The following is a 13,597-nucleotide window of genomic DNA, read 5'->3' as shown; positions in this document are numbered from 1 at the left end:
CGCAGCCAAGTCGGCAGGGTTCTACGGCACTTGTCGTAGACGATTCGGAGCCGGCTGTGTCCTTTGACACGGTCGGCTCCGCTGTTCATAACGTTTCGGCAGAGGAATCGGGTGGTACCGACACGCGACGCGGTCAGCTCGTCTCGCTACGCTCACGAACACCCCGTCTTTTGACGGGCCTCGCTCTTTATGACCGTTTTACGTGGGGCGTACGTCACGCGCCGTCCCCGCGTTCCACTGTTTGGAAGAGCGTTGTTCGCCGTGCTGGAATGCCAGAACTGCCCAATGGCCAAAGACGTACTCAGCAGTAGCACGTACTCGATGACGGTCTGGGTTCTGAGACACAGCGGCACGACACAGGTGCCGACCGCCGAGAGGTTGTTGGTCGAGTGAGGCGAAGCAAGAACAGTCCCGAGCCGTCGGCCCGGGGCAACTTCACCCCGCCGCCGCGCACAGCGGCGCCCGCCCCCGCCCCCGCCGCGGAACCCAAGGCCGAGTCCGCGCCGAGCGGTGGCCGCTTCACGCCCCGCAACTGGCGGGTGCCCACCCGGCTGAACGCGATCCTGCTCATACCCGTGCTGGTCGGCCTCGTCATGGGCGGCTTCCAGGTGAAGAGCTCGATCGACACCTGGCAGGACGCCGAGGACGCCGAGAGCACCGCGCGTCTGGTCCGGGCCTCCCTCGGCTACGCCAACGCCCTCTACAACGAGCGCGACGTCACGGCTGCCCCGCTGCTGCAGGGCAAGGGCGAGAAGGACGCCACCGTCGTCAAGGCCCGCCGGGCCACCGACGAGGCGGCCGACACCTTCGACCAGGCGGCCCAGGGCATGCCCCACAAGGCCGGCCTGGACCGCCGCCTGAAGGTCTTCCGCGAGCAGGAACCCAAGCTCCAGACGCTGCGTGCGGCGGCGTACACCTCCAAGCTCAAGGGCGTGGAGACCGAGGAGGGCTACACCGGGGTCGCCCACCCCCTGATGGAGTTCGCCAACGAACTCGGTCTGGGCACCGGCAACATCACCTCCTACGGCCGCACCGTCTACGCGATCTCCCTGACCAAGGCCGCGCTCTCCCTGGAGCGCTCCATCGGCATGCACATGCTGATCAAGCCGGGTCCGGAGCCCGGCCACCTCGCCAGCCAGCGCGTCGCCCTCTCCTCGTACGCCTACCTGGAGCGCATCGCGGTCGAGGAGTACATCGGCGGCGGCACCGAGGCGGACGCGCAGAAGCTCGAGGACTCCGAGGCGAAGCTCAAGGAGGACGGCGCGGCCATGGCCAAGGAGGCCAAGGCCAAGGACCCGGACTACGTGGCGCCGCCGTCCAACCCGACGACCATGGTCTCAGAGCTGGCCGGACTGACCTCCACGGACACCGGCGCGCGTGCGGAGCTGGCCCGGCAGGGCATCACGCCGGAAAACTGGTGGGCGGTCAACACCCTCAAGTTCGACGCGTACCAGAAGATCGAGTCGGACCTCGCGGACAAGGCGGTGTCCGAGGCGTCCTCGATCGCCGACGACGCCGAGCGCGACGCCTACATCACGGGTGCCGCGGTCGTCATCGCACTGCTCGCCGCGTTCGTGCTGGCCGGCATGGTGGCCCGCGGCATGAGCCGCTCCATGCGCCAACTGCGCAACGCCGCCTTCGGCATCGCCGAGCAGCGGCTGCCGATGCTGGTCGACCAGCTCTCGCGCACCGACCCCGGCCGGGTCGACACCCGGGTGCAGCCGATCCCGATCACCTCGACCGACGAGATCGGCGAGGTCGCCCGCGCCTTCGACCAGGTCCACCGCGAGGCCGTCCGGCTCGCCTCCGAGCAGGCCATGCTGCGGGGCAACATCAACGCGATCTTCACCAACCTGTCGCGCCGCAACCAGTCGCTGATCGAGGGCCAGTTGAGCCTGATCACCGACCTGGAGAACAACGAGGCCGACCCCGACCAGTTGGAGAACCTGTTCCGGCTGGACCACCTGGCCACCCGCATGCGCCGCAACGGCGAGAACCTCCTGGTCCTCGCCGGCGAGGAGCCCGGCCGCCGCTGGGACCAGCCGGTGCCGCTGGTGGACGTGCTGCGCGCCGCCTCCTCCGAGGTGGAGCAGTACGAGCGCATCGAGCTGTCGGGCGTGCCGGAGGCCGAGATCCACGGCCGCGCCGTGACCGACCTCGTGCACCTGCTCGCCGAGCTGCTCGAGAACGCCACCACGTTCTCCTCCCCGCAGACCAAGGTCCGCGTCACCGCGACCCGGCTGCCCGACGGCCGCGTGATGGTCGAGATCCACGACAAGGGCATCGGCCTGACCGCCGAGGACTTCGCGGACATCAACCACAAGCTGGCCAACCCGCCGACCGTGGACGCCGCGATCTCGCAGCGCATGGGCCTGTTCGTGGTGGGCCGGCTCTCCGACCGGCACGGCATCCGCGTCCAGCTCCGCCCCTCCGGCGAGCAGGCGGGCACCACCTCGCTGGTGATGCTCCCGGACGCCATCACCCACGGTGGCGGCGGCGAGCAGCAGCCGCAGCGCGACGAGTTCACCGTCTCGCAGATCATCCCGGAGAAGAACGTCCAGGGCGAGAGCTTCCCGCAGGTCGGCCAGCCCATGCGGACCGCCGCCGAACTGGGCTTCGACGACAGCCGGTACGCCGAGATCCCGGACGACATCCGCGAACTCGACCCGGTCGGCCGCTCGCTGATGCGCGAGGAGCGCCGCGCGGCTCTGGAGGCCCAGGCCCACCCCGAACTGCCGGGCCCCGCGGGCCAGGGCGAGAACGGCAGCCCCGAAGCCACCGGTTTCCAGGACCGGTTCGCCGGAGGGCAGCCGGGCTGGGACCAGGCGCCCGACGGCTACCAGCAGCAGGTGAACGGCGCCTACCAGGAGCCGGTGAACGGCGGGTACGACCAGCAGACGGCGTACCAGGACCAGCAGCAGGCGTACCAGGAACCGCAGCAGGCGTCGTACGACGGGCAGTACTACGCGCCGGACGGCGGGGTGCCGGAGACCGGGAGCTACTCGCCCTTCGAGCAGCGCCGCCACCAGGACGACTGGCCGCAGCAGGACGGGTACCAGAACGAATATCCGGACCAGTACCCCGCAAGTGCCGCGCCGGCGCAATCCGCCCAGGCCGCTGACGTGACCGAGGCGGACCGCGTAGGCTTCGACCGTCCGGGTCCGGCCTCCTCCGCCGCCCACGAGCTGACCGACGCCGGTCTTCCCCGCCGCGGATCCACCGCGAGCGGCGCGGGCGATGCGGGGCACGTGGGCCGGGAGACGCCGGCCGCCGCACCGGGGACGGGCGGCGAGGACACCTGGCGGTCGGCCAACGACGACCGCTGGCAGCAGGCTTCGGCGCTGCGCAGGCCCAAGGCGGGCGGTGTGACCTCCTCGGGCCTGCCGCGGCGGGTGCCCAAGGCCAACCTGGTCGAGGGCGCGGCCGAGACCACCCCCCAGGGAGGCCCCCAGGTCTCCCGCGCTCCGGAGGACGTCCGGGGCAGGCTGAGCAACCTGCGGCGCGGCGTCGAACGGGGCCGCAACGCAGGCAGTGAAACGAACGGCCAGGACACGAGGAACGAACACCGTGGTCCTGACAGCACCTACAACCAGGAGCGTTAGTGTGAGCCCGATGAGCCAGGCGGCGCAGAACCTGAACTGGTTGATCACCAACTTCGTGGACAACACCCCGGGGGTGTCCCACACGGTGGTGGTCTCCGCCGACGGACTCCTTCTGGCGATGTCCGAAGGGTTCCCCCGCGACCGAGCCGATCAGCTCGCCGCCGTCGCCTCCGGTCTGACCTCGCTGACCGCGGGTGCCTCGCGCATCTTCGAGGGCGGCAGCGTGAACCAGACGGTTGTGGAGATGGAGCGCGGATTCCTCTTCATCATGTCCATCTCCGACGGCTCGTCCCTCGCGGTTCTCGCACACCCCGAGGCGGACATCGGTCTCATTGGGTACGAGATGGCCCTCCTGGTGGACCGTGCCGGCACGGTCCTGACCCCCGATCTGCGGGCGGAGCTCCAAGGGAGCCTTCTCAACTAAAGGACAGACGGTGCGTTTTGGTGTCCTGTGGCCGTAAGGTTTCGGGACGCGGCTCCACAGCGTTGGGTGCCAGGCGCAGTCGGAGGAGGAAGAAGTGGCAACACCCCCAGGCGGTCCGTCGTCGGGCAACTGGTCGTACGGCCCCGGTCAGGGCCAGGGCGACGGCTCGGCGAACGGCTACGGCTACCCCTCCGTACCGAGCCACCAGCAGCCGTACGCGCCGCAGGGCCCCGGCCCTTCGCCGTACGACCAGCCGCAGGCTCCGCGCATCCAACCCGTGCAGCCGCAGCACCGCACCCCTGAGCCGGCGCCCGCCGGGGCGTCGAACAACCCCCTGGTGCGCCCGTACGCCATGACGGGCGGCCGCACCAGGCCCCGTTACCAGCTCGCCATCGAGGCGCTGGTGCACACCACCGCGCAGCCGCACCAGATGCAGGGACAGTTGCCCGAGCATCAGCGGATCTGCAACCTCTGCCGGGAGATCAAGTCGGTGGCCGAGGTCTCGGCCCTGCTGGCGATCCCTCTCGGCGTGGCCAGGATCCTCGTCGCCGACTTGGCGGAGGCGGGACTGGTCGCCATCCATCAGCCCGGCGGCGACGAGAGCGCCGGCGGCCAGCCAGACGTGACACTGCTCGAAAGGGTGCTCAGTGGACTTCGCAAGCTCTAGCGGCGGTCCTTCCCGCTCCACCACTTCCGCGAAAATCCATCACGCTCGACCAGGACCTGATCCTCTACCTGTTCGGCACACCGGGCCAGGACCGGTTCTGGTTCATGTGGGACGACCTGGTGCGCGGCGCCATCGGGGCGATCGTGCTGGTCGACACGAGGCGGCTGGCCGACTGCTTCCCGGCGGTCGACTACTTCGAGAACAGCGGGCTGCCGTTCGTGATCGCGCTCAACGGCTTCGACGGGCAGCAGCCGTACAACCCGGACGAGGTCCGGGAGGCGCTGCAGATCGGTCCGGACACGCCGATCATCACCACGGACGCGCGGCACCGGGCCGACGCGAAGTCGGCGCTCATCACGCTCGTGGAGCACGCGCTGATGGCGCGGTTGCGTTAGCACTCCGCTCAGCCTGCGGGCAGTCGTGCCGCTGGGGTGGCACGGGTGGGCGGTGGGGGCGCCTCCCGCTCGAGCGAAGCCGAGCGTGAGGGAGGCACCCCGTCAGCGCCGGGTTGCGCGACGCCCCCTGCGGCCACTGGGCTGCAGGGGGCGGTTTCGTTGCCGGGTGCGCGTAGTACGTGGCTGGTCGCGCAGTTCCCCGCGCCCCTGAACGAGTGAGGCCCCTCCGTGACGGAGGGGCCTCGCTCGTATCTCGGGTCAGCGCCAGCTGTGTGGGGCGCGGAATCCCGGCTCGCGCTCCAGGCGGCGCCAGCCCGCGCGGGCTCGGCCGCCGCCGTGGGCCGGGGCGAGCTCGGCGGGGCGGGCGGCGGCGCGGGCCAGGAGGAGGGCCGTGATGGCGGCGACTTCCTCGGGCTCGGCGTGGCCCTTCTCGACGCGGATGTCGACAGGGGACATGAAGGTGGCTCCTCGGGTCACTGCGGCGGGTTGCCGTGCTTGCGGGAGGGCAGGTCGGCGTGCTTGGTCTGAAGCATCGCCAGGGACTTGATCAGCACCTCGCGGGTCTCCGCGGGGTCGATGACGTCGTCGACGAGGCCGCGTTCGGCCGCGTAGTAGGGGTGCATCAGCTCGGACTTGTACTCCTTGACCATGCGCGCCCGCATGGCCTCGGGGTCCTCGGCATCGGCGATCTGCCGGCGGAAGATGACGTTGGCGGCGCCTTCCGCGCCCATGACGGCGATCTCGTTGGTCGGCCAGGCGTAGGTGAGGTCGGCGCCGATGGACTGGCTGTCCATGACGATGTAAGCACCTCCGTACGCCTTGCGCAGGATGAGTGAGATCCGGGGCACGGTGGCGTTGCAGTACGCGTACAGCAGCTTGGCGCCGTGGCGGATGATTCCGCCGTGCTCCTGGTCGACGCCGGGCAGGAAGCCGGGTACGTCCAGAAGGGTGACGATCGGGATGTTGAAGGCGTCGCACATCTGGACGAAGCGCGCGGCCTTCTCCGACGCCTCGATGTCCAGCACACCCGCCAGGACCTGCGGCTGGTTGGCGACGATGCCGACGACCTGGCCGTCGAGGCGGGCCAGGGCGCAGATGATGTTGCGGGCCCAGCGCTCGTGGACCTCCAGGTACTCGCCCTCGTCGACGAGTTCCTCGATCACCTTGACCATGTCGTAGGGGCGGTTGCCGTCCGCCGGGACCAGGTCGAGCAGGACGTCCGAGCGGCGGTCCGCGGGGTCCGCGGACTCGGCGCGGGGCGGGTTCTCCCGGTTGTTCTGCGGGAGGAGGGAGAGGAGGTAGCGGACCTCGGCGAGGCAGGTCTCCTCGTCGTCGTAGGCGAAGTGGCACACGCCCGAGGTCTCGGCGTGGACGTCGGCGCCACCCAGCCCGTTCTGCGTGATCTCCTCACCGGTGACGGCCTTGACCACGTCCGGACCGGTGATGAACATCTGCGAGGTGTCGCGGACCATGAAGACGAAGTCCGTCAGCGCCGGGCTGTAGGCGGCGCCGCCCGCACACGGGCCCAGCATCACGCTGATCTGCGGGATGACGCCCGAGGCCTTCGTGTTCCGCTGGAAGATCCCCCCGTACCCGGCGAGCGCGGAGACGCCCTCCTGGATGCGGGCGCCCGCACCGTCGTTCAGGGAGACCAGTGGGGCACCGGCCGCGATGGCCATGTCCATGATCTTGTGGATCTTGGTGGCGTGTGCCTCGCCCAGCGCACCACCGAAGATCCGGAAGTCGTGGGCGTAGACGAAGACCGTGCGGCCCTCCACCGTGCCCCAGCCGGTGACGACACCGTCGCTGTACGGCTTCTTCGCCTCCAGTCCGAACCCGGTCGCCCGGTGCCGGCGCAACTGCTCGACCTCCCGGAACGAATCCGGGTCCAGGAGCAGCTCGATCCGCTCGCGCGCCGTCAGCTTGCCCTTGGCGTGCTGCGCCGCCGTCGCCTTCTCGCTCGGCCCGGCCAGGGCCTGCGCACGGATCTCGTGCAGCTCGGCCACTCGCCCGCGCGCGTCCGTCGGCTCACCCGGCGCCTCATCCAAAACGGTCATGTAGTGACTGTACGAAGCCGACCAAGGAATGCGAGCCGTCGACTCCGTACAGTCTCCGGCCCGTTTTCCTGGTAGCACTGAACAGAATCCCCATCCCATGCAGCTCTTTCGACTGCTCAGGGGGGCTGGAGCTTGTAGAGGTTACACAAACTCATCAGCTGAGAGTCACCTCACATTCATGGGTGGTACATACCACCCCTGGGGTGACGCGCAGACGCAGTCGGCGGCCCGTCTCCAGGACCTGGACCGTCTCGCCGGCCCGCGTCACCGCGCTCACCGGGTGCTCCCAGACGACCTCCAGGGGCTGCCCGGTGCGCGGCGGTTCGCTCACGCAGAGGGTAGCGGAGCGGCCACCGCGCCGGACCAGCACACTCGCCCCGGCCGTCGCGGTGAGCGGGCCCGCCGTGCCGGCCTGCCAGAAGTTGGCGGCCGTGAGGCCGAGGGAGGGGACGGCCACCGCCTGGCGGGTGCCGTCGTTGGCGAGGACCCTCAGCCAACGGCGGTCGGCGGCCCGGCGGGCCACGGCGGCGAGGGAGGCGCCCGGCATGACGGTGTAGACGTAGCCGGCGTCGGCCGGGTCGGTGCCGTGGTCGAGCCAGAGGGTCTGCCAGCGCCGGGTGCGGCGCTCGGTCGTGCTGGTGGTGTTGATGTCGGACCAGGCGCCGGTGCGGTCCTCGCGCAGGGTCCGCAGCTCTCCCTCGGGCACGATCCAGCCGCCGTGGCCCTCCAGGTGGGCCCAGCGCCCGCCGCGCACCAGGATCTGGGTGCCGCCCTCCCCCAGGTTGCGGTTGTCGACGACCGTCTCGACGGGGACGCCGTCCTCGCACGTGATGCCGGCGCCCAGGCACACCACCGCGTCGTCGAGGAAGAACCAGGACTTGCGCGCCCGGAGGGTGGAGCCGAGGCCCTTGAGGTGCTGGCCGGCGGCCGCGTACTCGCCGTCGGTCGTGCCGCCGACCCAGCGCACGTCCGGCCTGGGCCCGCCCCATTCGCCGCCCGCGCGGTCGGGCAGGCGCCGGGTGGAGACGGTGGTGCCGGGCAGCCGGTACCAGTCGACGGTGGGCCAGAACCAGTCCGTGTACTGGTCGGACCTGGTCCCGTTGGCCCACCAGGTGAGCATCCCCGCGCCGGTGTGCCAGCCGCGCGGGTTCTCGCCGTTGCCGCACTCGTAGTGGGCGATGCGGTCGCTGGCCATGGCGAGGCCCGCGGTGAAGGCGGGGCGGCGGTGGACGGCACGGTCCATGGCGGCGAAGAGGTGGTGCCCGGCGGGTTCGGGGGCGGCCTCGCCGGGCGCGTCGGCGATCGCGTGCAGCCGGGCGAGGTCGGCCGCCCGGAACTCCGGCGCCGTGAGGATCGGGGTGACGGTGTCGCGCTCGATCCAGCCCTTGATCCGGGCGTGCCAGCGTTCCCGCTCGGCGTCGCCCGCACCGCCCGCGAGGACCGCCATGGCGGCGACGAGCTGCCGCCCGTGGAAGTGGTCGCCGCGCATGACGTGGAGGTCGTCGCCCTGGAGGTAACCCCTGCTGATCGCACGGCCGTTGACCAGGTCCATGACCAGGCCGTCGTGGATCAGGGGCGCGTAGGCCCGCTCGACGCTGTCGAGGACGGTCTGCCGGGCCGGGTCCGTCACCTCCCACTCGGAGCCGGCCAGCAGGGTGAACAGCCGGCCCAGTCCGTCGAGCATGACCTGGCCGTACGTCCCCGAGTAGGCGATCCAGGTGTGCTGGACGAACGAGCCGTCGGCGTAGAGCCCGTCGCCCTCGGTGACGTACGGGAAGACGGGCGAGAGGGCGTCGCGCGCCAGGGCGATCTTGGCGGGGTCCCGGCCCAGGATGCCGCGCAGGGCGACGGAGCGGCACAGGTCGACGCGGTTGGCGCCGGTGGAGGTGCCGGAGTAGTCGCCGAGCACCGTGTCGGGGACGAAGTGGTCGACGGCGGCGCAGGCAGCGGCGACGCGGTCGGCGCCGAGGTGGTCGTACAGGGCGGCGGTGATGTCCATCAGGAGGCGGGGGCTGCCGATCTGCCACTCCCACCAGTTGCCGTACCGGGTGGTGGCCGGGTTGTAGACGGTGGCCGAGAGGTGGTCGAGGCCGCGCAGGAGGTCGGCGAGGAGGGCGGGGTCGCCGGTGGAGCCGGTGCCCTCCTGGACGTACGCCTCGGTCATCGTCCACAGGCGGCCGTAGGCGAAGGTGATGCCGGCGGGCGGGTCGAAGGGGTGGCCGGGCCACAGCGAGGCGGGGGTGGGGGCCATGGCGGCGCGGCACTCGCGGGCGCGGGCGCCGGTATCGGCGAGGCGGGAGGCGTACGGTTCGGCGGCGGGGTCGTAGCCGGTGCCGAGGGCGAGTTCGAGCCAGCGCCGGCGGAGGGCGTCGTAGGGGTCGGCGGCGGCCGCGTCGGGGGCGGCGTAGGGGGCGGCGGCGGCCGCCGCGCGGGGGGCCGCGGTGAGCCCGGCGGCCAGGGCCGCGGCGAACAGGACGGCCCGGCGGCTGGGAGCGGTGGGGCGCTTCGGGGTCATGCTCATGCCGTCTATCACGCCGTGGCCGAATCCGGAACGACACGCGCGGCATGCCGTGCGTGACTGTTGATGCCCGCGCGGAATAGGTCTACAGTCGAACCCGTTGGACTGGTTGAACGTTCAACATTAAGCCCGGGTCCGCCCGGGTCCCGAACCCTCACGGAGGACACCATGACCAGCACCCCCGACCTCGCCACGCTCACCGGCGACTACACCGTCGACCCCGCCCACACGACGATCGGCTTCACGGCGCGCCACGCCATGGTCACCAACGTCAAGGGCAAGTTCCTCGACTTCACCGGCACGCTGCACCTGGACGGCGCCGACCCGTCCCGCTCCACGGCCACCCTCGACGTCACGATGGACAGCATCGACACGGGCTCCGCCGACCGCGACGGCCACCTGAAGAGCTCGGACTTCTTCAACACCGGCGAGTACCCGACGATGACCTTCCGCTCCACCAAGGCGGAGTCCCTGGGCGGCGACGACTACCGCATCACCGGTGACCTGTCGATCCTCGGCACGACCAAGCCGCTCACCATCGACCTGGAGTTCAACGGCGCCGCCAAGGACCCGTTCGGCAACGAGCGCGTCGGCTTCGAGGGCAAGGCGGAGATCAAGCGCTCGGAGTGGGGGCTCACCTGGAACGCGGCCCTGGAGACGGGCGGCGTCCTGGTCTCGGACAAGATCAAGCTGAACTTCGACATCTCGGCGATCCGGCAGGCCTGACGCACCGGCCGGCGCGGCGGCTCAGAAGCCGCCGCCGAAGTCGCCGCCTCCCCCGCCGAAGCCTCCGTCACCGCCGAAGCCGCCGTCGCCGAAGCCGCCCCCGAAGTCCCCGGGGTCGAAGTCGGCGCCCGAGACGTCGCCGCCCTCGTGGCCGCCGAAGTCGCCGTATCCCGCGCCGTAACCGGCTCCGTAGGCGGGGCCCGCCATCATGCCGCCCAGCATGGTGCCGACCAGCAGGCCGGGCAGGATGCCCCCGCCGAAGTAGCCGCCCGCCCACGGGCCGTAGGCCGGGCCCGCGTCCCAGTAGGGGCGGCGGCCGTACTCGGTGTCCACCTCGCGGATCATCGGCTCCCGCCCGTCGGAGAGCCGGGCCCGGTCGGCCGCGCAGACCGGGACCTGCCGGGTCGTGCCGCCCGGCGGGGTCCAGGTGGCGTCGGCGACCGACGGTCCGTGCCGGGGGTCGAAGAAGCAGGGCGGACGGCGTTCGGGCAGCGGCCTGCCCTCGCGGCGGGCGGCGAGCTGCGCGAGCGAGAAGCGCCCGTCCTCCACCGCCTGGGTGACCGCCCGCACGTCCTCCGGCTTGCGGGCGTCCGCCATGTACGTCTTCGCCTGGTCGTAGGAGTCCAGGGCGCGTTCGTAGTCCGCCCGCATGGCGTCGTCGGCGCCGGGTTCCGCCGGGTGGAAGTCCAGGCGGTCCAGTTCCTCGCCGAACGCCGTGATGTCCTCGTCGACCACCACGCGCAGCCGCTCCAGCGACTCCCGCTGCTCGGCCTCGCGGCGGCGGCGGTTGCGCCGGGAGAGCGCGTAGACGCCCGCGCCGCCGACCACCACCACCGCGCCCGCGGTGATCAGGGCGCCCGTGGGCGCCGAACCGCCCCCGGAGTCCCAGGAGGAGGGAGCGGAGCCGTTCACGCTGCGTACCGCGTCGTCGACGAAGTCGTTGAGCTGTGCCTTGGGATCGCCCGCGCCCTGGACCGCGGTGACCAGGTTCCGCACGCCCTGGGGGCTCAGCACGCTGCTGTCGGCACGGGCGTCGAAACGGTCGCCGAGACGGACGCCGTACAGACCGGTGATGCCGGTCTCGGTGCGCAGGTTCCGGAAGAGGTCGGTGGTGGGGTAGCCGGCCGGGAGGACCACGACGAAGACCGGGTCGCCCGCGTTCTCGATCTTGTGGGCGAGCGCGTCCGCGTCGGACCTGGACAGCAGGTCCGAGGCGGCCGGGTCCACGTACACCGGGCTGTCGCGCAGCGCGGCGCCGATCGTGGAGACGTCGGTCTGCGCCCGTGCGCCGGGCGCACCGGCCATCAGCACCGCCAGCGCGGCGACGACCGGTACGACCAGCAGGCGCATGAGGAGGTGCATGCGAACGCCACTCATACGCTCGGCGTACCCGCGTGCACCCCGCTCAGACATGAGAGGCCCGGGTATCGGGCACCCGGTCACCCGGCGGGCGCGACGCCCGCCCGCAGCAGCCCGTACGTGTAGGCGTCCTCCAGGGCCTGCCACGAGGCGGCGATCACGTTGTCCGCGACGCCCACCGTGGCCCACTCCCCCGTGCCGTCCGACGTGGAGATGAGCACCCTGGTCGTGGACTGGGTGCCGTGCACGCCCTCCAGGATGCGGACCTTGTAGTCGACCAGGTCGAGCTTGGCCAGCTCGGGGTAGATCTTCTCCAGGGCGACGCGCAGCGACCGGTCCAGGGCGTTGACCGGGCCGTTGCCCTCGGCGGTGGCGACGATGCGCTCGCCCTTGGCCCAGAGCTTGACCGTGGCCTCGTTGGCGTGGCTGCCGTCGGGGCGGTCCTCGGTGATCGCGCGCCAGGACTCGACGTCGAAGTACTTCAGCGGCCTGCCCTCGGCCTCGGCGCGCAGCAGCAGCTCGAAGCTGGCGTCGGCGGCCTCGTAGGTGTAGCCCGCCAGCTCGCGCTCCTTGACCCGCTCCACGACCCGGCCGACCAGTTCGCGGTCGCCGCCGAGGTCGATGCCCAGCTCCTTGCCCTTGAGCTCGACGGAGGCGCGGCCGGCCATGTCGGAGACCAGCATCCGCATGGTGTTGCCGACCAGCTCGGGGTCGATGTGCTGGTACAGGTCCGGGTCGACCTTGATCGCGGACGCGTGCAGGCCGGCCTTGTGGGCGAAGGCGGAGACGCCCACGTAGGGCTGGTGGGTGGAGGGGGTGAGGTTGACGACCTCGGCGATGGCGTGGGAGGTGCGGGTCATCTCGCGCAGCCGGCCCTCGGGCAGCACCTTCTTGCCGTACTTCAGCTCCAGGGCGGCCACGACCGGGAACAGGTTGGCGTTGCCGACCCGCTCGCCGTAGCCGTTGGCCGTGCACTGGACGTGGGTCGCGCCCGCGTCGACGGCGGCGAGGGTGTTGGCGACGGCGCAGCCGGTGTCGTCCTGGGCGTGGATGCCGAGCCGGGCGCCGGTGTCGGCGAGCACCGTGGCCACCACGGCCTGGATCTGCGCCGGGAGCATGCCGCCGTTGGTGTCGCACAGGATGACGACGTCGGCACCGGCCTCCCAGGCGGTGCGCACGACCGACTTCGCGTACTCGGGGTTGGCGCGGTAGCCGTCGAAGAAGTGCTCGCAGTCGACGAAGACCCTGCGCCCCTGCGCCTTGAGGTGGGAGACCGTGTCCGCGACCATGGCGAGGTTCTCGTCGAGCGTGGTGCGCAGCGCCAGTTCGACGTGCCGGTCGTGGGACTTGGCGACCAGTGTGATCACTTCGGCGCCGGAGTCGAGCAGCGCCTTGACCTGGTGGTCCTCGGCGGCCTTGGCGCCCGCGCGGCGGGTGGCGCCGAAGGCCACCAACCGGGCGTGCCGGAAGTCGATCTCCTGCCGGGCCCGGGCGAAGAACTCGGTGTCCCGCGGGTTGGCGCCGGGCCAGCCGCCCTCGATGAAGCCCACACCGAAGTCGTCCAGGTGCCGTGCGATGGCCAGCTTGTCCGCGACCGTGAGGTTGATGCCCTCGCGCTGCGCGCCGTCGCGCAGGGTGGTGTCGAAGACGTGGAACGAATCGTCGAGTTCGCTGGTTGCGGTCATGATCTGAAGGCTCCTGTAGGGGATCTCGGTCTACCGGAATGACCGGTTCCACCGTCCGTCTATGATCCCTCGCGCTCTCTTCCCGGCTCGGGGTGGGCCAGGAAAGCGAAAAACCTCTCGCGGGTGCGAGAGGTCTGCGCGCGGGTCGAGGACGACGGTGGCCA

At 71.3% G+C, this 13,597-nt stretch carries 9 protein-coding genes and 1 pseudogene; 5 read left to right on the top strand and 5 right to left on the bottom strand.

Annotated elements, in window-relative coordinates:
* Positions 1-389: 389 nt before the first annotated feature.
* The 4 genes and pseudogenes from IG88_RS0113210 to IG88_RS0113195 form a co-directional block, all read left to right on the top strand.
* Positions 390-3,602 carry a nitrate- and nitrite sensing domain-containing protein gene (locus tag IG88_RS0113210; RefSeq protein ID WP_031039376.1) on the top strand — a complete coding sequence of 1,071 codons (3,213 nt, stop codon included), beginning with the start codon at positions 390-392 and terminating at the stop codon, positions 3,600-3,602.
* 10 nt (positions 3,603-3,612) lie between these two features.
* Positions 3,613-4,026 (top strand): roadblock/LC7 domain-containing protein, encoded by a 414-nt coding sequence (locus IG88_RS0113205; protein WP_004983065.1) that lies wholly within the window; start codon positions 3,613-3,615, stop codon positions 4,024-4,026.
* 94 nt (positions 4,027-4,120) lie between these two features.
* Positions 4,121-4,693, top strand: a complete 573-nt coding sequence (locus IG88_RS0113200) for a DUF742 domain-containing protein (protein ID WP_031039374.1) — start codon at positions 4,121-4,123, stop codon at positions 4,691-4,693.
* A 38-nt stretch (positions 4,694-4,731) separates the two neighbouring features.
* Positions 4,732-5,088, top strand: a pseudogene (locus tag IG88_RS0113195) (GTP-binding protein); the annotation flags it as partial.
* A 258-nt stretch (positions 5,089-5,346) separates the two neighbouring features.
* Here IG88_RS0113195 and IG88_RS0113190 read toward each other — a convergent pair.
* The 3 genes from IG88_RS0113190 to IG88_RS0113180 form a co-directional block, all read right to left on the bottom strand.
* The gene (locus tag IG88_RS0113190) at positions 5,347-5,544 is read right to left on the bottom strand and encodes an acyl-CoA carboxylase epsilon subunit (RefSeq protein ID WP_031039369.1); all 198 of its coding nucleotides are present in this window, start codon (positions 5,542-5,544) and stop codon (positions 5,347-5,349) included.
* 17 nt (positions 5,545-5,561) lie between these two features.
* Complete coding sequence (locus tag IG88_RS0113185; protein WP_037835850.1) at positions 5,562-7,145, bottom strand: acyl-CoA carboxylase subunit beta; 1,584 nt, start codon at positions 7,143-7,145, stop codon at positions 5,562-5,564.
* Positions 7,146-7,299: 154 nt separating this feature from the next.
* Entirely contained in the window at positions 7,300-9,660 is a 2,361-nt protein-coding gene (locus IG88_RS0113180; RefSeq protein WP_031039365.1) for a polysaccharide lyase 8 family protein, read from the bottom strand.
* 171 nt (positions 9,661-9,831) lie between these two features.
* Here IG88_RS0113180 and IG88_RS0113175 point away from each other — a divergent pair, with 171 nt between their 5' ends.
* Positions 9,832-10,389 carry a YceI family protein gene (locus IG88_RS0113175; protein ID WP_031039364.1) on the top strand — a complete coding sequence of 186 codons (558 nt, stop codon included), beginning with the start codon at positions 9,832-9,834 and terminating at the stop codon, positions 10,387-10,389.
* A gap of 21 nt (positions 10,390-10,410) precedes the next feature.
* On the opposite strand, the gene IG88_RS0113170 is transcribed toward IG88_RS0113175, so the two are convergent.
* Both IG88_RS0113170 and cimA read right to left on the bottom strand, forming a co-directional pair.
* Positions 10,411-11,766 (bottom strand): hypothetical protein, encoded by a 1,356-nt coding sequence (locus tag IG88_RS0113170; protein WP_031039362.1) that lies wholly within the window; start codon positions 11,764-11,766, stop codon positions 10,411-10,413.
* 62 nt (positions 11,767-11,828) lie between these two features.
* A complete protein-coding gene (gene cimA / locus IG88_RS0113165) occupies positions 11,829-13,433 on the bottom strand; it encodes a citramalate synthase (RefSeq protein ID WP_031039360.1) in 1,605 nt (534 codons plus the stop codon).
* Positions 13,434-13,597: the final 164 nt, after the last annotated feature.

The sequence above is a fragment of the Streptomyces sp. NRRL F-5650 genome (genome assembly GCF_000721365.1).
Lineage (GTDB): Bacteria > Actinomycetota > Actinomycetes > Streptomycetales > Streptomycetaceae > Streptomyces > Streptomyces ardesiacus.
Note: the sequence above shows the minus strand (reverse complement) of the source record. Positions and strands in the feature narration are given on the sequence as shown.